The following is a 20242-nucleotide window of genomic DNA, read 5'->3' on the forward strand; positions in this document are numbered from 1 at the left end:
TCGGCATGCCGATGCGCATCACCCGTCGACACATCGAACTCACGCTTGCCGGCCTGCTCGCCGTCGTGCTGGTGCTGGACTTCGCCTGCCCGCTGCCCACGCCTGCCAGCGACTCGCCGACGCTGACCGTGCTGGCCGCCGACGGCACGCCGCTGCGCGCCTGGCCGGGTGACGACGGTGCGCAGCGCCACCCGACGACGCCCGAGGCCGTGTCGCCGAACTACACCGAAGCGCTGCTGCATTACGAGGACCGCTGGTTTCGCTGGCACCCGGGCGTGAACCCGGTGGCCCTGGTGCGCGCGGCCTGGCAGTGGGCGCGGCATGGGCGCATCGTGTCGGGCGGGTCGACGCTGACCATGCAGGTCGCGCGGCTGGTGGACGAGCGAGCGGCGGGCCGGACCATTCCCGCCAAGCTGCGCCAGATCGCGCGTGCGCTGCAGCTGGAGCTGCACTGCAGCAAGCAGGAGATCCTGACTCTCTACCTGAACCTCGCGCCCATGGGCGGGCCGCTGGAGGGCGTGGAGACGGCCAGCCGGGCCTACCTGGGCAAGGGCGCGGCGGACCTGTCCAAGGCCGAGGCCGCGCTGCTCGTCGCGCTGCCGCAGTCACCGACACGGCTGCGGCCGGACCGCGCCGTTGCCGCTGCGCAGACGGCGCGCGACAAGGTGCTGACGCGCATGCAGACGCTGGGCATCTGGAGCGCGGCCGACGTGGCCGACGCCAAGCAGGAGCGCGTCTTTGCGCCACCGCTGCGCGCGCGCTGGCTGGCACCCTTGGCGGCCGAGCGCTTGCGCCAGGATGCCAAACGCCACGGTCAGACGGCAGCGACGATCCAGACCACGCTGGACGCCGGCCTGCAGGCGCGGCTGGAGCAGTTGCTGACGGACCGGCTCAACAGCCTGCCCGATGCCGTGTCGCTCGCGGCCCTCGTCGTCGACAACCGCACGCTGGAAGTGCGTGGCTATGTCGGCTCGGCCGACTTCACAGACGCGCGCCGCGGGGCGCACGTGGATATGGTGCGCGCGAAGCGCTCGCCGGGCTCGACGCTCAAGCCCTTTCTCTACGGCATGGCGCTGGACGAAGGGCTGATCCATTCCGAAAGCCTGCTCATCGACGCGCCGCAGAACTTCGGCGGCTATGCGCCGGGCAACTTCCAGGCCGATTTCTCGGGCCCCGTCAGCGTCAGCGAGGCGCTGCAGCGCTCACTCAATGTGCCTGCGGTGGACCTGCTGGACCGCCTCGGCCCCGAGCGCTTTGCCGGCCGGCTGCGCCACGCGGGCCTGAGGCTGCGCATGCCGGCCAATGCGGCGCCCAATTTGAGCCTCATCCTCGGCGGCGGCAGCACCTCGCTGGAGGAGCTAGTCGGCGCCTACACGGCGCTGGCGCGCGGCGGCATCGCGGCCCGGCCGCGGTTGATGCCCGACGAGCCGCTGAAGGAGGCGCGGCTGATGAGCGAGGGCGCCGCCTACATCGTGCGCGAGATCCTGGAGAACGGCGGCCGGCCCGGCTCGCCCTTCCGCGAAAGCGGCCAGCGCGTGGCGTGGAAGACGGGCACGAGCTTTGGCTTTCGCGACGCCTGGGCCCTGGGTGTGACGGACCGCTACACCTTCGGCGTGTGGATAGGCCGGCCCGACGGCACACCCAACCCCGGCCACTTTGGCGCCAACTCGGCGGCACCGTTGCTGCGCGACCTGGCGGCGGCGCTGGGCCCCGACGAGGCCCGCCAGCAGCTCGCGCCGCGCCGCCGGCCCGACAGCGTGGCGGCCGTGCCCATCTGCTGGCCGATGGGCCTGGCCGAAGCCGCCACCGAGCCCGCGCTGTGCCTGCAGCGTCGCATCGCCTGGACGCTGGACGGCGCCGTGCCGCCGACGTTGCCCGACCGGCTGCGACCGGGGCCGCTGGCAGAGCCTGTCTGGGTGGCGGCGGGCCAGCGCGTGCAACCCGGTTGCGCGCCCGAGGCCGAGCGTTTTGAGGCTGTGCGCTGGCCTGCGCTGCTCGGGCCTTTCCTCGATGCCGAGCAGCGCCACCCGCTGGAGCGCCTGGCCTGGCGACCGGGCTGCGCCAGCCAGCAGCTGGCAGCCAACCGGCTGCGCGTCGTGGGCCTGGAGCCGGGCACGGTGCTGCGCCCGGCGCCGGGCCAGCGCGAGGTCGTGCTGAAGCTGCAGGCGATCGGCGCGCAGCAGGGGCTGACGTGGCTGCTTGATGGTCAATGGATGGCGGCCAGCACGACGGCTGGCGCGGCACAGACGCTGCACGTGGAGCGCGCGGGCGCGCACCGGCTCACTGTCATGGATGGGCTGGGGCACTGGGCGCGGGTCGAGTTTCAGATGGCGCCATAGCGCGGTGTTTAGGCACATAGGCAGCATGGCGGCCGCCGCGCTGGATCGCGGGCGTCAGCGAGCGTAAACAGGCGCGTGCTTCAGGCTGGCTGCTGTCACCCAGATTTCGCGACCTAATGGCCGATACCAGCGGCAACGGTCATTGAACCTAGATCCGGCAGTTGACCGCTCGCGACTCATTGAAAGTCTCGATGCCTCAACACCTTGCGCACTTTGCGCCGTTCACCACTTCGGTGAGTAGCCCGAGGACGGCAGTACCGGGCAGAACAGGGCACTTCGAACCGGTCTCCCTCTTGTCAGGAAACCAGCAACGTCCCCATCAAAGCTTGCGCACCCAGATGTTGCGGTACCGGACCAGATGCCCATGATCCTGCAGGCGCAGCGGCATTTCGGCATGTGCTCGATAGCTGGGCGTACCGATGTAGGTGGTGCCGCCCTTGAGCGCGGAGTTGTTCTGCACCAGCACGCCATTCAACAACACCGTAAGTCGCGCCGGTGAAATGAGCGAACCGTCAGCCGCGAAGCGCGGCGCGGCGTAGATGATGTCGTAAGTGTTCCAGTTCTCGGCTGGCCAAGTGGCATTGACGAGCGGCGGGAACTGCTTGTAGATCGACCCCACCATGCCGTTCACGTAGGTCGGGTTCTCGAAGTTGTCGAGAATCTGAACCTCGTAGACATCCTGCAGGAATACGCCGCTGTTGGCGCGATCCTGACTCACTTTGTCGGCGGGAAGTTTGGGCGCGCGCCACTCCAGGTGCAGTTGAACGTCACCAAAGGACTGTTGGGTCTGGATGTCGCCGGTGCCCGGGCCGACCACCAATTCGCCGTTGTCAATTTTCCAGCCCGCGGCTGCCCCGGTGTTCGCGCTTTTCCATGCGTCGAGGCTCCTGCCGTCGAACAGCACGATGGCGTCCGACGGTGCGGCACCTGGCGCCGCGCCCGGCGTCACCTTGGGTGGAACCGGGAACCATACCTCGCTGAGTGCAGGCGCAGGCAGCATGTCGTCGGTCTCCGTGAGCGCCCGAACCTTGATGTTGCGATAGAAAACCTCGGCGCCTTCAGCTTGAAGCACGATCTTGCCGTGGTCGAGTTTGACCCAGCTGCTCGTGCCGGCATCCCAGGACTTGAGTTCGCTGACGCGCATGTTCACGACGCCGTTGACGACGTGTGTGGCGCGATCGCCGTGCACGATGACTTCGAGCGTGTTCCAGCCCGGACGCTCGTTGACACGCCCGTGGCGCGTACGGTGGTAGCCCTCGTTCTCGCCGCCCGTGATGGGGACACCGCCGTTTTCGGGCAGTGCATAACGGCCGGTCTTCGGATCGACGAAGCTCGAGGCTTGCGTCGATATCGCCCACGAATCTCCGGTGTCGCCTTCCTGGATTTGGGCTTCGGCACTCGCCGGCCAGTCTGACGGCCGCACGCGATACACGTGATACAGCAGGCCCGCATCGCGCACTTCGTGAAGCCGCGGCGGAAACTTCTTATTGCCCCATTTGTATTCGAGGCTGATCACGTAGTCCTTGAAGTCAGCGTCGGTGACGACGTACGCGAACGGCTGGGGCGTGCCCGCCACGTGCGTGGGATACGCGTGGATCTCGCCATTCTTCACTTCGAAGATGCTGGACGCGGCCGGCGTATCGGCGCTGACCTTGGATGCGTAGTGCGCCGACCAGCCGCTGAGATCCTTGCCGTTGAAGATGAGCTTCCATGTTGCGGCGTTCGCCGTGTTGCCGGCTGCCAAGGCAGTGCCGGCAAACAAACACATGCTGGCGCAGACCAGCCTCGACATCAGGTTCATTCTTCCCATCCCCGAAAGTGCGGGCCCCGGGAGGGTGGCCCAGAAAGTTGGATTTGAAGTGGAAGGCGTTGGCCAAGTAGCTGAGTACCTGTCTTGTGAGGAAGACGATGGTGCCTAGCCCTTCCATCGCACGGACAGGCGAAAGCGGGCGTCGCCCATTGTGACTACCGATAAGTTCAAACGTTGAGCGGCCGCTTTCCGAAGGCTTGCTCAGGCTGTGCCGATTTCCGCCGCCGCAAACCAGCCGCTCCACCGCGCGCGTACGTCGCCCAACTCGGCCCGCAACCCCGCCGAAATGCGCCACCATATCGTCATGGACACCTTGCAAGCCCTCGAACAACGCATCACCGACCTCGAGATCAAGGCCAGCTTCGCCGAAGACACGGTCGAGCAGCTCAACCAGGTCGTCGTGCGCCAGCAGGAGCAGATCGACCGACTGGTGCGCGAGCTCGTCGAGCTGCGCAACCGCGCCACGGCGGCCGAGCCGGACGGCATGCGCGGCTTGCGTGACGAGCTGCCGCCGCACTACTGATGACTTCGGGGCTGGACCTGACCCGGAACGTCCGGGGCAGCTCCGGCCTCGACCGATTCATGCCTCGCCGTCCCAGTAATCCAGCCCCGCTTCCTTGCGCTGCAACAGGCGCAGCCCCGGCGCAAAGCTGCCGACCTTGCCCGAGTCCGGGTAGACGCAGATCTCCGGCTCCTTCTGGGTGCTGATGGACAGGTAGTGCAGCGGCGCGTCCGAGGTGTTGATGATGTGGTGCGGGTACTCCGGCCCCGCCGGGATGGAGATGACGTCGCCGGCCTTGATGGGCACCAACTCGCCGGCCACACGCAGCGTGCCCTGGCCCTGGACGACGATGAACATCTCCTCCTCGGCGTAGTGGTAGTGATAGGGGCAGCTCTGCTGGCCGGGCGCGACGATGTCGAAGCTGGCGCCCATCTGCTGGGCGGCCGTGCCTTTGGTCATCGAGGCGGTCTCGCTGTCGTAGCGCGGTGCGCGCAGGAAGCGCTCGCGCGGCGCATCGTTGAAATTGCGGATCAGTCGCTCACGCAACTCGGCGGGTGTGGTCATCGGAAGGCTCCTGGGACAATGCGGGTTGAATGAATCCGCCCCTGCATCTTCCAAGCCCCACCGACGACCTGCAATCCGCAGCTCACCAGGTCCTGTCAGCAGTCTTCGGCTACACCGCCTTCCGCGGCCAGCAGGCCGACATCGTCGAGCAGGTGGCTGCCGGCGGCGACGCGCTGGTGCTGATGCCCACCGGTGGTGGCAAAAGCCTGTGCTACCAGGTGCCCGCCATCGTGCGCCACACGCGCCAGCAGGGTGTGGCCATCGTCGTCAGCCCGCTGATCGCGCTGATGCACGACCAGGTCGGCGCGCTGGAGGAGGCCGGCGTGCACGCCGCCTTCCTGAACTCCAGCCAGACCGGCGAGGAGGCCAGCCGCATCGAGCGCGAGATGATGAGCGGGCGGCTGACTCTGCTCTATGCCGCGCCCGAGCGCCTGACGACGCCGCGCTTCCTGGCCCAGCTCGCGTCGCTGCACGAACGCGGCCTGCTGTCGATGTTCGCCATCGACGAGGCGCATTGCGTCAGCCAGTGGGGGCATGACTTCCGCTCCGAGTATCTGCAGCTCAGTCTGCTGCACGAGCGCTTCCCCGATGTGCCGCGCATCGCGCTGACGGCCACCGCCGACGACCTGACGCGGGCCGACATCATCCAGCGGCTGCAACTGCAGGACGCCCGCGTTTTCATCAGCAGCTTCGACCGGCCCAACATCCGCTACCTGATCGCGGAAAAGACGACCTCGCCGCGCGACCAGCTGCTGCGCTTCATCAACGACGAGCACGAGGGCGAAGCCGGCATCGTCTACTGCCAGAGCCGCAAGAAGGTCGACGAGACAGCGGTGTGGCTGGAGAGCGAGGGCATCAAGGCCCTGCCGTACCACGCCGGCCTGGACGCCGACGTGCGCCGCCGCCACCAGGACCGGTTCCTGCGCGAGGACGGCATCGTCATGGTCGCCACCATCGCCTTCGGCATGGGCATCGACAAGCCCGATGTGCGCTTCGTCGCCCACCTGGACCTGCCCAAGAACATCGAGAGCTACTACCAGGAGACCGGCCGCGCCGGCCGCGATGGCGCGCCGGCCGAGGCCTGGATGACCTATGGCCTGGCCGACGTCGTCAACCAGCGCCGCATGATCGACGACAGCCCGGCCGACGAGGTCTTCAAGCAGGGCCAGCGCGGCAAGCTGGATGCGTTGCTGGCGCTGGCCGAGGCGACTGACTGCCGGCGCGTGCGGCTGCTGGGCTACTTCGGCGAAGCGTCAACGCCCTGTGGCAACTGCGACAACTGCTTGAACCCGCCGCAGACCTGGGACGGCACCGAGGCGGCACGCAAGCTGCTGAGCTGCATCTACCGCTTCCACCAGCGCGGCGAGCGTTTCGGCGCCGGCCACCTGATCGACGTGCTGCGCGGCAAGGCGACCGACAAGACCAAGCAATACGGCCACGAGAACCTGTCGACCTGGGCCTGCGGCGCCGACCTGTCCGAGCAGCAGTGGCGTGCCGTGCTGCGCCAGCTGATCTCGCTGGGCCATGTGGCCGCCGAGGGCGAGTTCAACACGCTGGCCCTGCAGGACAGCGCCCGGGCGGTGCTCAAGGGTGAGGTGGAGTTGCGCCTGCGCGAGGCCGAGGAGAAGAAGCCGCGCGGCAAGTCAAAGACCGCCCGTGGCGGCGCGAAGCCGAAGGCCGATCCGGCACTCGGCCTGGACGCCGAGGGCCACGAGCGCTTCGAGGCGCTGAAGGCCTGGCGCTCCGAGGTGGCCAAGGAGCATGGCCTGCCGGCCTATGTGATCTTCCAGAACACGACGCTGGCGGAGATGGCCCGCGTCCTGCCGGGGGACCTGGCCGAACTGGGGGAGATCAGCGGCGTGGGGGCGAAGAAGCTCGAAGCCTACGGCCGGGAGATCCTTCGCGTGTTGGGGCGTTAGCCCCTCGTCCAGTCTCGCCTTGCTGAAGGCAGGCCAGTCTGGCCGGTCCCCGAGGGGACGGCGATGCGTATGGCGTTGAGCCCCACGCACATCGCCAGTGCGGGCCGGCTAGGGAGCGGCCCGGCGCTCGGCCCGCTTAGCGGACGGCGGCCGTCAGTTCGGCGCTGGCAACTTGCGTCGCATCCGGCGTGCGGCGGCCTTCGATGACGACGCGGGGCAGCTGGGCAATCGTCGGCTCCGGGGTGCTCACGCCACTGATGACCACGCGGTCCAGCTTGACGACTTCGGGCGCTTCGGCCGGCACGGTGAGCGTCATCCAGGTAGCGCCGGTCAGGGCGACCAGGGCGACGAGGATGGCGGCGCTGACGGCTTGCAGGCGGGTGCGGGCGGCGGCGGTGGTGGTGCTGATGCGGTTCATGGCGGACTTCTTTCTCTCTGGTGTGCCGCCAGTGTGTTCTTGAGGGGTCATCCGATCTAAGGGTTTGCGATAGGTTGCGGCTTTTCGCGGATGAAATGCGTCCGGCAGGGATCAACGGAATCCCTCCTTAAACCTGAGGGCCGACCCTGTCCCCGGCGTCATGCGGTGCCGGGATACTTCTCCCCTAAAAGCTAGGGAGAAGAGTCATGGCACGGGGCAACGACGTTCAGCTCGGCGGCATCACCGACCTCAACTTGCTGGCTGACATCAAGCGCGGCTTTGTCGACGCGCTCGAGGTCGTCACCTATGTGGACCGCCTGCGCAGGGTGCTGAAGACGCTCAACGGCCTGCGCCTGGGCTCGCGCGAGTCCAGCGCGCCGGCCTCGCCCTATACCGACATCGTCGCCCGTTGGCGCATCGTCCATTCCTTCCGCTGGAGCATCGTCGACGGCAAGGACGGAGCGCCCGACCGGCTGCTGCTCAACGTCTGCTTCGACGGCGGCTGGGAGCCCTATATGCGGGTGATCTGGGACCAGCTCGGCTCCACGCTGGATCTGATGCTCTGCCACACCGAGGCCTACACGCTGTCGCGTGACTGCAGCTTCGAGACCTATGCGCGCTGGGTGCGCGAGCACGAGATCTCGGCCGACTTCCTGTTCATCGCCTCCGGCCGCAGCGTCGGCGATGGCGAATACCTCGCCCGGCTGGAGGCCGCCCAGCGCGGCCGTGCCAACGAGCTGGAATTCAACCGCCTGCGCGCGCCGGCCTCCGGCGAGACGCCGCCGCTGCCCGCTGGCGACAAGGAGCGCTTCGCGATGGCGGCGCGCGGCCTGCTGCCGCTGGCGGGCCTGTACACGCTGCAGCGCTACTTCGGCGCCGGGGCGCCCGACCGCGACTGCCTGCTGCGCGCCACCCACGATGTGCTGTTCGAGCTGCGCGAGCTGGGCACGGCTGAACAGTTTCCCAAGGACGGCGGCAAGACCGCCGGCGGCCAGCTGCGCCAGCGCCATCACGAGATGCTGGCCTGGTTCGAGCAGCCGCTGCCCGAGCCCTCAGTCCGGGCGCGCGAGCTGTCGCTGCTGCCGGGCGACCTGCAGTGCTGCCTGCTGAGCAAACCGCCCGGCAACCGCGGCGGCCTGGTGCTGCTGCGCGTGGCCCAGCCGGCCCAGGCTGTCGCCTGGCTCAGCACGGCGTCGGTGCAGCGTGACAACGAAGACGGCGCCCAGCTCGCCGTCTGGCGCCAGGTGGCGCTGACCCTGTCAGGCCTGAGGGCGCTGGGCGTCCCGGCTTCGCGCCTGGAACGCTTCCCGCAGGCCTTCAAGGAAGGCATGGCCGCGCGCGCCGGCCTGCTGGGCGACGTGCGCCACAACCACCCTTCGCACTGGGTGCTGGCGCCTCATGTCAACAAGATCGACCGCATTGACCCCGCCAACGCCCATGTCCTCGTGCAGCTGCGCTTTGCGGCCGCCGAGCCGGGCGAGAACTTCACGGCCGCTGACGACAAGCGCCTGCATGAACTGGCTGAAGCGCTGACCGTCAACACGGGCCTGGCGCTGATGGCCATCGAGCCCATGCGCAGCAACGCCGCCGACAAGGAGCACTTCGGCTTCAAGGACGGCATCAGCCAGCCTGTGCCGACGCCGGACGACGCACCGCCCACGGGCCTGGCCTGGGACGACAAGGTCAAGTACGGCGAGGTGTTGCAAGGCTTCCCCACCGAGCGCGACAAGGGCTACACCGTGCCCGAGCAGCCCGATGCGCTGCTGGACCGCGGCAGCTTCCTGGTCGTGCGCAAGCTGCGCCAGTACACCGGCCGCTTTGCCAAGCGCACCTACCAGGAGGCCAGGAAGATCGGCCTGGACCACGAGCTGGTGCTTGCCAAGCTGATGGGCCGCTGGCAGGACGGCCGGCCGCTCGCGGCGCCCGAGGCATCCGGCAGCAGCAACGACTTCAACTTCGCCAAGGACGCGCAAGGCTCGGCCTGCCCCTTCCACGCCCACATCCGCCGCACCAACCCGCGCGACCTGGCCGGCACGGCCTTCTCCAGGAACCGCATGCCGCGCATCCTGCGCCGCGGCATGAGCTATGGCGCGCCGGTGCATGCCGATGCCCCGGACGACGAGGACCGCGGCCTGGTCTTCATGGCCTACAACGCCCATCTGGCCGAGCAGTTTGAAGTGGTGCAGCGCTGGGTGGCCGGCGGCAACGCGAGCGGCGGCTATGCGGCGCAGAGCGACCCGCTGCTGGGCGTCGTCGACGGCAGCGGCGGCCCGCGCCTCTTCCCCTTCGAGCACGCCGGCAAGCCCTACGAGATCGACCTCGGCCCCGAGCCCTTCGTCACGCTGCAATGGGGCGCGTACTTTTTCGTGCCCTCCATCGCCGCGCTGAAATCCCTGCCTTGCCTGACCGAGCTGCCTCTGCCGCTGCCGCCTCCCACGCCGGTGCCCGAGCGCGTGCCCGACCTGCAGGACAAGGCGGCCATGCAACTCTGGCTGGAAGACACCAACACCCGCGATGCCGCCTGGGCCTGGGTGCGCGCCCAGCCTGGTGGCGTCGTCGACACGGCCTATGGCGTGCTGGTGGGCGCGCCCGAGCGCGTCTGCGAGGTGCTGAGGAACGCCCCCGACCGCTACTCCGTCAGCGGCTACGGCGAGCGCATGCACGACTCCATCGGCCTGGGCTTTCTGGGTCAGGACGAAAGCAGCGGTCATCGAGCACTGGCGCCCATCATCAATGCGGCCATCGAGGCCTTCAGCGAGGCTGATTGCTATGCCACCGCCTACCAGGTCGCCAAGGCCGGCCTGGCGAAGCTGAAGGAAGAGGCCCATGGGCTGCTGAACGCTTTTCCGGCTTCGCAGAAACCCAAGGACCTGCCCACCGACACGCCGCTGGACTTCGAGCGCTTGAGCGAGGGCGTGCTGGCCAAGCTCTGCCAGCTCTGGTTCGGCCAGCCCGACGGGCGCCACATCTGGGGCACCGAGTTCCATGCCGAGGCGCCGGCTCAAGGAGCGGCCGCGCGTTGCCCGCGCGATCTCTTCAAGGTCTCGCGCCATGTCTTCGGCCCCTACCCGACCGAGGCGGTGCAGGCCGAGGGCCGCGCCGCCGGCCGCCGCTTCACGGCCGCCGTCGAGGCCTGGCTGGCCGAGCCGGGCACCGTGCTGCCGCCTTTGGCGCAGAAGATCGTCGCCGCCGCCAGAGCCCTGCCCGACGCCACGCCCGACCTGCCCGCATGCACGCTGGCCGGCATCATGCTGGGCTTTCCGCCCACCACGCATGCCAACCTGATCACCGTGCTGGCCGCCTGGGTGCAGACGCGCAAGCTGTGGGAGCTGCAGCCGCTGTGGCACGAAGTCGTGCCCGATCCGCAGACCCAGATGCGCCCCTACGCCGAGGCCGTGGCCCGGCTGCGCCCGACGATGGTCGCGACGCTGACCCGGCGCCCCACGCCCTTCCAGGTCTGGCGCAAGGCAAAGATGGCGCACCAGCTGGGCACGGTGCACATTGATCTCGGCCGCGTCGTCGTCGTCGGCCTGGGCTCGGCCACCCAGCAAGACCCGCTGCGCCACCACGTCGCCTTCGGTGGCGATTGCGCCGACCCCCAGGGCCGCTCGCCGCATGCCTGCTCGGGTTATGGCATGGGCATGGGCGTCATGCTGGGGGTGATCGCGGCGGTGCTGGATGCGGGGGTGCTGCGGTTTACGGGAGCGCCGACGGTGGTGGCGATGGGGGTGGAGAGAATGGATGACCGATCGGCTCGAGCTTCTTGACTATGTGGTGTTCTTCGAGACGGAGCCCGAGTGGACTCACGCCGAAGGTTGGTACTACGGTGCCAGATTCGCGACGCTGCGCGGGGACGACCGGGTCGTCGCTACCGTTGCACCGGATGACATGGAGTTCGCTGTCGAATGGTGGCAGGGCGATTTGCTGCGGCTGCGGTTCAGTTCGGTGATGGCCCATACCTGGCACATCGAATCGGCTGGAGGCAGGGAAGTTCTGCGCGTGGCGTTCAACGATGAGCGCATCAAGTTCTGCGAGCTGCAGCTCAGGCCCCATGTCCGAGTCGAGTGGAGCATGACCTGGGGATGACGGTAGCGGGTGGCCGGTCGGCTCGCTTTGTGGGGCGCCGACCGGCCACGCCATCAGCAGCTGACCTTCGCCAACCCCGTCCCCGCCCCCGCCGCCGCCGGCAGCTTCTGCTTCACGCACGACGGCGCCTGCAGCGTGTAGCCGTAGGGAATGCCGAGCGGGAAGGTCGCGGTGCTGGCCCAGTCCGTCGCATCGCGCGACGGTGACGAGCCGCTGGCCACCCAGGTGATGCCATAGGTTGCGAAGTCGGCCGGGCTGGTGATGTTGTTGCCGCGCAGCTGCCAGTAGCCGATGGACGGGCTGTCGCGCGAGGTCACCGGGTTCTGCGAGTTCTCGAACCAGTTGCCCTCGATCAGCGAGTAGCCGCCCATGCGGATGTTGGCGCCCGAGGTCAGCAGGCCGCTGTACAGGTTGTTGTACAGATGGGTATAGCCGGCGCGCTGCAGCGGCAGGCGCGAGCCCACATCCTTGTAGTAGTTGTGGTGGAAGGTGATGAAGCGGTCGCTGGCGTCGCTGTCGCTGGAGCCGATCAGGCCGACCTTGTGGTGGTCATGGATGTGGTTGTACGAGTAGGTGATGTGGTGGGCGCCGGCCTTGTTGTCGACGAGGCCGTCGAACTCCAGGTCGCCGGCGCCGCTGCATTCCTTCAGGCTGCTGAACAGGGTGTTGTGGTCGATCCAGATGTAGCCCGGGATGCCGCCGCTCTGGCCTTCGATGCCGATGGCGTCGATGGAGCCCGGCAGCAGGCCGATGGTCATGTTGCGGATGATGATGTTCTGCGCCGCGGCCTTGATGGCCAGGCCGAAGTTGGCGGCCGAGCCGTTGGCGCCTTCGATGGTCACGTTGTTCTTGTTCTTGATCTCGACGATGGCGCCGGCGGGCTTTTGCCACTGCGTGCAGGCGTCAGGGATGGCGCCGAAGTCGAACGTGCCGGTGTAGCGCAGCACCAGGCCGGAGCTGCCGTCATAGGCATTGAGGGCGGCCTGCATCGCCGCGGCGGTGCTGACCGTCACCGCCGTCTTGGTTCCACCTCCGGTCACGGTGCCGGCATAGCCGTCACTGCTGCCGGCCGGAGCGGGTGCTGGCGTCGGAGCGGGTGAAGGGGCCGGCGTGGGAGCAGGTGTAGGCGCCGGTGTTGGTGCGGGGGTTGGAGCAGGTGTTGGCGCCGGCGACGCCACCGGGCCGATGGCGCATTTCTTTGTGATGCCGGGGTTGGGGTCGGAGCCGAAGGTGGCCGTCGTGCAGGCGATGTTGCCGCTGAGGTTCTTGATGACCCATTTGTCCTTGATGCCATAGGACACGGCACGCGTGCTGGTGCCGACCTTGCAGGTCTCGCCTTCGTCGGCGCATTTGGAATAGCCCGAGGGCCAGTCCACCGCGTGGGCGGCCGAGGCGGCCAGCAGCAGCGACAGGGCCGTGCCGGCGGTGCGGATGACGGGCAGGGGCGGGGGTGTGAGCTTCTTCGTGATCATGGTTTGTTTGTCTCCGGTCGTTGTGTGGGCGCGCGGTTTCCGTCCGGATGCGCGCAGCGGGCCGTCGTCGGGGCCGAGGAGCGGCCGCCACGAAGGCTGTCGGGGCAAGGGAGAAGAAAACCGGTGCCGACGTCAGGTCACTACCGGTCGATCCGCGCGCTGGGGCGCGGCGACGTCAGGTCGGTGCGGCATCGCCGCGCATCGCGAGGCAACTATGAAACAGCGTTCTGTTTTTATGGATACGTGGTTTCACGTAGCCGATGAGTGCGACTTTGCTGCGCTCAGAGCTGGAGGGCCCGCTCCAGGAAGCCGCTCATGCCCAGGCGCTCGAACTCCCGCCCGGCGCGGTCCCGTGCGGTCTGCCAGCGGTCGTCCAGCCGCAGCTCGGCTTCCAGCAGCGCCGTGACGGCGGCTTCATGCGCCGAGTTGCGCTGCTCGCCAGCGCCGCGGGCCAGGCCGAGATAGCGTTTGGCGCGCTCGCTGTCCCCCATGCGCGCTGCCAGCCGGGCGGCGGCGCGGTAGGCCATGGCGCCGCCAATCCAGTCATGCTGGCGGCCGCGCTTGAGGGCCAGCGCGACGTGGTGGCGGGCCGCGCCGGCGTCGCCCTGGGTGGCCAGGATGTCGGCCAGCCAGCCGTGCTGGAAGCTGCTGTACAGGCCGCCGCCGCGCGGCGCCAGCCAGGCGGTGGCGTCCAGGATGTGCTGGCGCGCGGTCGGGTCGGCCTCCTGCATCCAGGCGCCATACGCGCCGGCCGCGTGGCCCATGGCGCAGGTGAACATGCTGCGCACCTGGGCGCCGACGCGGTGGGCAACGAGGGCGGCCTCGCGCGCCTCGGCCCAGCGGCCCTGCCACAGCAGCACGGCGGCGCGCCAGCCCTGGATGCTGGCTTCGACCGCATGGCCGCTGCCATCGAAGGGCGTCAGGGCCTCGGCAAAGATCTCGTGGGCCTGGTCGAAATGGCCCTGGTCGGCCAGCACATAGGCGCGGCAGCACAGCGAGAAGGACAGGCCGATCTGGTTGACCGCGCTCTTGCGGGCGCGCGCCCGCTGGCGGGCGATGGCCAGGTCCAGCATGGGCAGGGCGTTGGCGTAGTCGGCCGCGGCGGCCTGCAGCTGGCCGACGGTGCCGGGCAGCTGGGCGAGCAGCGCATGGTCGCCGCAGTCCTGGGCCGTCTCGACGGCAGCGCGCGCATGGCGCAGGCTGTCGCGCGTCTCACCCAGGGCGTAGCCGACATAGGAAAGCCAGTATTCGGTGCGGGCGATGAGGCCGGGCTCGGCTTCGGCCTTGGCCAGGGTGGCGGCATGGCGGAGCACGCGCAGGTCGTCCTGGGAGGCGTCGAAGACGCAGGCCATGCCCAGGCGCTGGGCGATGCCAACCCAGCGGCGCCGGCGCTCCGCATCGTCGGGAAGGAACTCCAGCGCGGCCAGGGCGGCGCGGAACTGCTTCTTGGCCCGGTCCAGTGCCGAGGCGGCCAGGGCCTGGTCACCGGCCGCTTCGGCGTGGTGGGCGGCGGCCGGCCAGTCGTTGGCGGCGGCGTCGTGATAGGCCAGCTGTTCGTGCAGGTCCTGGCCACCGTGTTCTGCCAGTTCGACGCTGATGCGCCGGTGCAGGGCCTGGCGTTGGTGCAGGCCGGTGGCCTCGTAGACGACGTCGCGCGTGATGCCGTGCTTGAAGCGCAGATGGCCGGGGCGTTGGTCCGGGAAGATGAAGTCCTGGGCCGCCAAAGCCTGCACGGCGGGGTGCTGCTCCCCGCAGCCGGACAACGCCTGCAGCAGCCAGGACGGGATGACATTGCCGATGACGGCCGCCACGCGCACCAGCTGGGCCTGCTCGGGCGGCAGGCGGCCGACGCGGGATTCGACGAGGGCGGCCAGCCAGGCCGAGCTGCTCGGCCCGGCGACCAGGCCTTCACCCGTGTCGGCCGCGGCGTGGCAGAGCTCCTCGATGAAGAGGGGATTGCCGCCGGCGTGGCGCTGCACCTCGGCGGCGATGAAGGGGTCGATCTGCGGCAGCAGCTGCTGCACGGCGCGGGCGGCCTCGGTCTCGGTCAGCGGCGGCAACTCGATGAGGTCGGCATCGCCGTCGTTGGCCCCCGGCAAGGCGGGCTGCGGCCGGCTGGCGGTCAGCAGCAGCAGCGGCAGGCGCTCACGATCGGCAGCGGCGCGCAGCCGATGCAGCAGGCGCAGTGAGGCGTCGTCGGCCCATTGCAGGTCGTCGATGAAGACGAGCTGGGGCATGCGCCGCGCCAACGCGAGCAGCAGGGTCAGCAGGGCGTCGGCACGCTGGCCGGGCTGGCTGTGCTGGGCGGCGAAGAGTTCGGGCGGTGCGTCGTGCAGGCCGCCGTCATGCATGTCCATGGCGCGCAGCATCTGCAAAAAGGGCTGCAGCGGCTCGGCGCTGAGGTAGCTCTCGCAATAGCCGCGGTGGATCTGGACGGCCTGGTCCTGGGCGTGGCGCAGGAATTCCTCGGTGAGCCGGGTCTTGCCCACGCCCGCGCCGGCGCGGATGCCCAGCCAAAGCGTGCCGCCCTGCAGCGCGCGAGCGAGCGTGGCCTCCAGGGTTGCCAGCTCGCCACCGCGGCCGACGAAGGGGGCGAGGCCGCGGCGCATGCTGGCCTCGAAGCGCCGGCCCACCGGTGCGCGGCCGAACACACGGTAGGCGGCCAGCGGCGTCGCACGGCCCCTCAGCTGCAGCGAGAAGCGCGGGCCGGTGTCGAAAAACTGGCTCTGCAGGCCCAGGCTCTCTTCGCTGGCGATGATCTCGTCACGCTTGGCGGCCTCGGACAGGCGGGCCGCGATATTGGGTGCGTTGCCGAGCAGCTCGAAGCGGCCACGCATCTGGTCGCCATCGTTGACGAGGACGATGCCGGCGTGGATGCCGCTGTGCAGGGCCAGGCCGGGGAAGTCGGCGGGGCGGGGGCCGGGCGGCAGCAGCTCGCGCACGGCGGCGTGCAGTTCCAGCGCGGCCTCGGTGGCGCGGCGGCCGTCGTCCTCGCGCACGTCGGGGTGGCCGAAGACGGCCAGCATGCCATCGCCCTGGATGCGGGCGATGACGCCGCCGTGGTGGGGCACGATGCGCTCGTACAGCGCGCGCAAGCCCCCGAGCATCGCCGCATAGTGCTCGGCCTCCATCCACTCGGCCATGGCAGTGGAGCCGCTGAGGTCGGCGAACAGCAGGGTTAGCAGTCGGCGCTGGCCGACAGGCGCAGGGGGGGCAGCGAAGGGCGCGGAGGACTCGGTCACGGCGCTGGTCATCCTAGCCGTTGCGCTTCGGAGCTGACCGCATGAACAGGCCGTTCTGGGGGCTCTGCTCTAGCTCTTGTCGCCTGTTGACCGTCGTCAACCTTGCAGCGGCACGAAATCCGTGTCCGCCACGGTGCGCGGCGCGTCGGGAGGCAGGTCTTCCTCGCGCAGGCCGAGATAGATGGGCTCGCCGTTGCGGCGATGGATGTTGATCTTGGCGTTGTAGACGCGGTGGATCAAGCCGTGCTTGTCGGCCATGTGGTATTCGCTGATGCCCCAAAGCCCGGTCGAGTCGCGCCGGCCGGTCAGGTAGCAGGCGATCTCGTCGACCTCGGAGCCGGCGAGCTTCAGGCCATTGAGGCTGCGCAGCGGCGCCCGCGTGCGCTCGACGAAGTCCAGGCTGTCGATGTGCACGTCCTCGCCGTTGACCTCGTCGTGCATCAGCGTGTTGAATTTGCCGACCAGGATCTGGCCCGGTTCGGCGCGCTCGATCATGCGGGCGAGCTCGATCGTGACCTGGCCGACCAAATAGCTGAAGGACGTGGGGTTGAGGCCTTCGGATTGGTAGAACTCGTAGTGCGAGCCGACGTGAAAGCACGCGCGCAGCTTGGGCACCGACTCGGGGCGCGTCGCGCGCTCGAGCGCCAGCGCGTTGTCGGCGAGGATGAACTGCATCAGCTGGTACAGCTCGACATTGGCCTCGACGCCACGCATGCGGTTCCAGATGTAGAAACCGTCGCCGGTCGTTGTGCGGGCGAAGTTGATGTTGATCTCGCGGTCCAGCAACTTGGCGTAGGCCGCGTTGACCGAGCAGGACAGGCTGTTGAGCTGCACCACCTGCTGCAGCGGCGTCAGCAGCGAGAAGCCGACCGCGTCGAACAGGATGACGGCGCGGTCCTCGACGAGGCGGATGCCGTAGCGCGCCGCGATGGCCGCGATCAGCGGCAGGCCCAGGCCCCGCTCGGGGTTGAAGGGCAGCTCGATGAGCTTGGGCACCACACTCAGCGCGGCGGCCACGCTGTCGAAGGCCTGCTTTTCGAGGTGCTCCTGGTTGGACAGCAGGTTGTCCAGCAGCCGCGTGCGCCGCGTCACCTCGGTCAGCGGCGAGGTGCCGTCACCCAGCGTGTACTCGGTCAGCATCTGGTGCGGCGCGACCAGCACGCGCAGGCCGCGCGGCTCGGGTGTCCAGGCGTAGATCAGGTTGTCGCCCAGGCCCCACAGCGTGTAGAGCGCCTGGTCGAGCAGGATGATGTTCTCGCGCAGTGCGGTTTCGCTCAGGCCGGCCGGTGCTGGATAAGCCATGAAGCCATCCAGCCAGGACCGGCGTTTGCGCAGCTCTTCTTTCACAAGCAGGCTCCAATCAGAAGCCTGGATTGTCTTTCACAGACGCGTGATTTTTTCACGCCAAGCCGAGTCGTCGGCACAGCCTGGGCCGCCGGCCTGCTGCACCGGCGACTCGGCTCGGTGTTCCTGGGTCATTTGAATCCTCATGTGGGACTCAGACGCGGTGTCCGGTGATGGTCACGCGCGGCAGCTGGGCGACTTCACGCACGGCGTAGCCGGTGATGACGACGCGCGGCAGTTGGGCGACTTCCTGCGTGGCCTTGCCGGTGATGACGACGCGGGGCAGCTTGGTGACTTCTTGGGGGGCGGCGCTGGCGGCGAAGGCGGTGAACACGAAGGCGGCGACGGCGGCGGCTTGGATCAGGACGGTGGCTTTCATGATGCTTCCTTGGGGTTTCGTTCAGCGGGTTTGCTGTGTCGATGGAAGCAGTTTCGTCACTGGACACGGGCGCCGCCATGGCGCTGCGATGAATCGCCAGACGCGGGCCGCGAGCTGCATGCGGCCGCGACAAACCGCTAGTTCTTCGCCGCCAGGTTCTTGGCCAGGAAGCGCTCGACGCGCCCCCAGAAGTCTTCGTTGGTCTTCAGGTTGAACCAGCCGTGGCCTTCGTCGGGGTAGACCACCCATTCCAGCGGCTGGTCGGCGCGCAGCGCGGCCTTCATCTCGGTGCCGTGCTTCAGCGGCACGCGCCGGTCCTCGCCGCCGTAGGCCATCAGCAGCGGCATGCGGATCTCGCTGGCGCGCGCCAGCGGCGAGGTCTTGCGCATCTGCTCGGCGTCGCTGTCCGGGTCGGCCACGAGGCGCTTCATGCCGTAATCCTTCCACTCGTCGGACATGTCGCTCCAGCTGATGCTGCTCAGCAGGCCGATGTCGGTCACGCCCACCCAGTTGACGGCGCACTTGAACAGGTCCTGCTGCGTGACGGCGGCCATCATGGCGGCGTAGCCGCCATAGCTGGCGCCCATGATGCAGGCGCGCTTGGGGTCGGCCCAGCCCTGTTTCACGGCCCAGGCCAGGGTGTCGGCGAGGTCGTCCTGCATGGCCAGGCCCCATTGCTTCCAGCCGGCCTTGAAGTGCTTGAAGCCGTAGCCGGTGCTGCCGCGGAATTCCGGTTCCAGCACGAGGTAGCCGCGGCTGGCGAGGAACTGGGCATAGGGTGACCATGACCAGTGGGTGCCGCGGACATAAGGCCCGCCATGCACCAGCACGACGGTAGGCGTGGCGCCCTTGACGCCGCCGGCCGGCTGCGTGACCAGCACCGGCAGCTCCAGGCCGTCGCGGGCCTTGATGCGGTGGTAGTCGCGCTGTCCCATGGCGGCGGCCGGCAGGTCGGTGCGGGTGCCGGCCAGCGACTGCAGCTGCTTCTCGGCCGTCTCGTACAGGTAGTACAGCGGCGGGCGCACGTCGGACAGCGAGGTGACGATGAAGTGGCTGGCTTGCACGCAGCGCAGGCATTCGATCAGGTTGACGCTGCCAGGCAGGCGAGCGTCGATGTCGGCTTGGGCGGCCTTCATCGTCTTGTCCAGCCACACGGTGCCGGGCGCGTCGGTTTCAAAGCGCACGCCCAGCAGCCGGCCGGTACCGGGCTCGGTGACGAGGCGGCCTTCGAAGTCGTAGCCGGGCGTGGAGATCAGCGGTTCCCCGTCCGCGTTGCCGGTCTTGGGGTCGACGCGGAAGACGGCGTCATAGCCGCCGTAGCCGCGTTCGCCCAGCATCAGGCCGTCCGGCCCGGCCCAGATCGGCCACGGGTGCTTGCGCGCGTGGGGGTCGTCGTCGTACCAGGGCTGCCAGCGGCCCGCATCGTCGCGGCTGAACAGCTGGCTGCGGCCCTGGTGCTCGGTGTCGATGACGCGGGGTTCGCCGCGCCAGTCGAGCAGCCAATTCCTGGTGTGGTCGGGCATGCCCGCGCTGAGCGTGCGCGTGAGCCCGGTGCGGGTGTCCAGCCGCGCCAGTTGCACGCCCGTGGCCTCGCGTTCGTTCGACCAAGGCCGGCGCAGGACGATGACCTCGCCGCCGTCCAGCCCCGGCGGCACGCTGTGCAGCACCCAGTTGAAGTCCAGCCGCCGATCGTTGATCAGCGTCGCCGTGGTGACGAAGGGCTTGTCGGTCTTGATCAGCTGGCGGAGGTTGGCGCCTTCCCGGTCGACCGCCCACAGGCCCTGGCCGTTGACGCGCGTGGTGCCGTCCGGAGAGTCGGACACGTCGAACACCAGCCTGTCCTCGCTGATCCAATGGTGGGTCGAGATGTCAGCGTCATTGAAGCCGGCGATGAATTTGGGCGGCTGCATGGTCTGCAGGTCCAGCACGGCCAGCCAGATGCGGTCACCCTTGCCGGCGGCCTGGATGGCGAGAAAGCGGCCGCTGGGGCTGAGCTTGGGCGCGCGCACCGCCGCGCGTTTGAAGAAGGCGGCGGCGGGCGGCGGCTCTGCGGCACTGACGCCCGTGCTGGCACCCAGCGCGGTGGCGGCTGCAAGCAGGGCAGCGGCGAGGCGGTACTTCATGTGCGGTAGCGTGGTTTGGACGCGCCAGATTGTGGCGGCCTATC

The 20242-nt window shown here is 68.9% G+C and carries 13 protein-coding genes; 5 read left to right on the forward strand and 8 right to left on the reverse strand.

Annotation, left to right across the window (positions count from 1 at the left end; translation table 11 throughout):
* Positions 1–11: 11 nt before the first annotated feature.
* A complete protein-coding gene (gene pbpC, locus ASC91_RS01500; protein WP_056192551.1) occupies positions 12–2339 on the forward strand; it encodes a penicillin-binding protein 1C in 2328 nt (775 codons plus the stop codon).
* Positions 2340–2658: 319 nt separating this feature from the next.
* On the opposite strand, the gene ASC91_RS01505 is transcribed toward pbpC, so the two are convergent.
* On the reverse strand, positions 2659–4140 hold the full coding sequence (locus ASC91_RS01505) for a DUF1080 domain-containing protein (protein ID WP_056191389.1): 1482 nt from the start codon (positions 4138–4140) through the stop codon (positions 2659–2661).
* 313 nt (positions 4141–4453) lie between these two features.
* Here ASC91_RS01505 and ASC91_RS01510 point away from each other — a divergent pair, with 313 nt between their 5' ends.
* Entirely contained in the window at positions 4454–4672 is a 219-nt protein-coding gene (locus tag ASC91_RS01510) for a SlyX family protein (RefSeq protein WP_056192555.1), read from the forward strand.
* 57 nt (positions 4673–4729) lie between these two features.
* On the opposite strand, the gene ASC91_RS01515 is transcribed toward ASC91_RS01510, so the two are convergent.
* Complete coding sequence (locus ASC91_RS01515; protein WP_056191391.1) at positions 4730–5215, reverse strand: cupin domain-containing protein; 486 nt, start codon at positions 5213–5215, stop codon at positions 4730–4732.
* Positions 5216–5244: 29 nt separating this feature from the next.
* Between ASC91_RS01515 and recQ the strand changes: the two genes are divergently transcribed.
* Positions 5245–7134: a DNA helicase RecQ gene (gene recQ / locus ASC91_RS01520; RefSeq protein ID WP_056191393.1), complete on the forward strand. Its 1890-nt coding sequence runs from the start codon at positions 5245–5247 to the stop codon at positions 7132–7134.
* A gap of 136 nt (positions 7135–7270) precedes the next feature.
* Here recQ and ASC91_RS01525 read toward each other — a convergent pair whose 3' ends face one another.
* Complete coding sequence (locus tag ASC91_RS01525) at positions 7271–7552, reverse strand: hypothetical protein (RefSeq protein ID WP_056191395.1); 282 nt, start codon at positions 7550–7552, stop codon at positions 7271–7273.
* A gap of 206 nt (positions 7553–7758) precedes the next feature.
* Here ASC91_RS01525 and ASC91_RS01530 point away from each other — a divergent pair, with 206 nt between their 5' ends.
* A complete protein-coding gene (locus tag ASC91_RS01530) occupies positions 7759–11319 on the forward strand; it encodes a Dyp-type peroxidase (protein WP_056191397.1) in 3561 nt (1186 codons plus the stop codon).
* Entirely contained in the window at positions 11294–11638 is a 345-nt protein-coding gene (locus ASC91_RS01535; RefSeq protein ID WP_056191399.1) for a hypothetical protein, read from the forward strand. Before ASC91_RS01530 ends, ASC91_RS01535 begins: the two co-directional genes overlap by 26 nt.
* Before the next feature lie 53 nt (positions 11639–11691).
* On the opposite strand, the gene ASC91_RS01540 is transcribed toward ASC91_RS01535, so the two are convergent.
* From ASC91_RS01540 to ASC91_RS01560, 5 genes are all read right to left on the reverse strand, one after another.
* Positions 11692–13110 (reverse strand): polysaccharide lyase family 1 protein, encoded by a 1419-nt coding sequence (locus ASC91_RS01540; RefSeq protein WP_082532331.1) that lies wholly within the window; start codon positions 13108–13110, stop codon positions 11692–11694.
* A gap of 281 nt (positions 13111–13391) precedes the next feature.
* A complete protein-coding gene (locus ASC91_RS01545; protein WP_162247721.1) occupies positions 13392–16352 on the reverse strand; it encodes an AAA family ATPase in 2961 nt (986 codons plus the stop codon).
* A gap of 96 nt (positions 16353–16448) precedes the next feature.
* Entirely contained in the window at positions 16449–17699 is a 1251-nt protein-coding gene (locus ASC91_RS01550) for a hypothetical protein (RefSeq protein WP_056191403.1), read from the reverse strand.
* Between the two features lie 151 nt (positions 17700–17850).
* Positions 17851–18075, reverse strand: coding sequence for a hypothetical protein (locus ASC91_RS01555; RefSeq protein WP_056191405.1), 225 nt, complete (start codon positions 18073–18075; stop codon positions 17851–17853).
* Positions 18076–18212: 137 nt separating this feature from the next.
* Positions 18213–20198 carry a S9 family peptidase gene (locus ASC91_RS01560; RefSeq protein ID WP_056191407.1) on the reverse strand — a complete coding sequence of 662 codons (1986 nt, stop codon included), beginning with the start codon at positions 20196–20198 and terminating at the stop codon, positions 18213–18215.
* Between the last annotated feature and the right edge of the window lie 44 nt (positions 20199–20242).

Origin of the sequence: Pelomonas sp. Root1237 (genome assembly GCF_001425055.1) — a bacterium.
In the GTDB taxonomy this organism is placed as follows: domain Bacteria; phylum Pseudomonadota; class Gammaproteobacteria; order Burkholderiales; family Burkholderiaceae_C; genus Pelomonas.

Coding starts and splice junctions, on each gene's coding strand:
- pbpC (WP_056192551.1), top strand. CDS start 12: ATGCGCATCACCCGTCGACACATCGAACTCACGCTTGCCGGCCTGCTC.
- ASC91_RS01505 (WP_056191389.1), bottom strand. CDS start 4,140: ATGAACCTGATGTCGAGGCTGGTCTGCGCCAGCATGTGTTTGTTTGCC.
- ASC91_RS01510 (WP_056192555.1), top strand. CDS start 4,454: ATGGACACCTTGCAAGCCCTCGAACAACGCATCACCGACCTCGAGATC.
- ASC91_RS01515 (WP_056191391.1), bottom strand. CDS start 5,215: ATGACCACACCCGCCGAGTTGCGTGAGCGACTGATCCGCAATTTCAAC.
- recQ (WP_056191393.1), top strand. CDS start 5,245: ATGAATCCGCCCCTGCATCTTCCAAGCCCCACCGACGACCTGCAATCC.
- ASC91_RS01525 (WP_056191395.1), bottom strand. CDS start 7,552: ATGAACCGCATCAGCACCACCACCGCCGCCGCCCGCACCCGCCTGCAA.
- ASC91_RS01530 (WP_056191397.1), top strand. CDS start 7,759: ATGGCACGGGGCAACGACGTTCAGCTCGGCGGCATCACCGACCTCAAC.
- ASC91_RS01535 (WP_056191399.1), top strand. CDS start 11,294: ATGACCGATCGGCTCGAGCTTCTTGACTATGTGGTGTTCTTCGAGACG.
- ASC91_RS01540 (WP_082532331.1), bottom strand. CDS start 13,110: ATGATCACGAAGAAGCTCACACCCCCGCCCCTGCCCGTCATCCGCACC.
- ASC91_RS01555 (WP_056191405.1), bottom strand. CDS start 18,075: ATGAAAGCCACCGTCCTGATCCAAGCCGCCGCCGTCGCCGCCTTCGTG.
- ASC91_RS01560 (WP_056191407.1), bottom strand. CDS start 20,198: ATGAAGTACCGCCTCGCCGCTGCCCTGCTTGCAGCCGCCACCGCGCTG.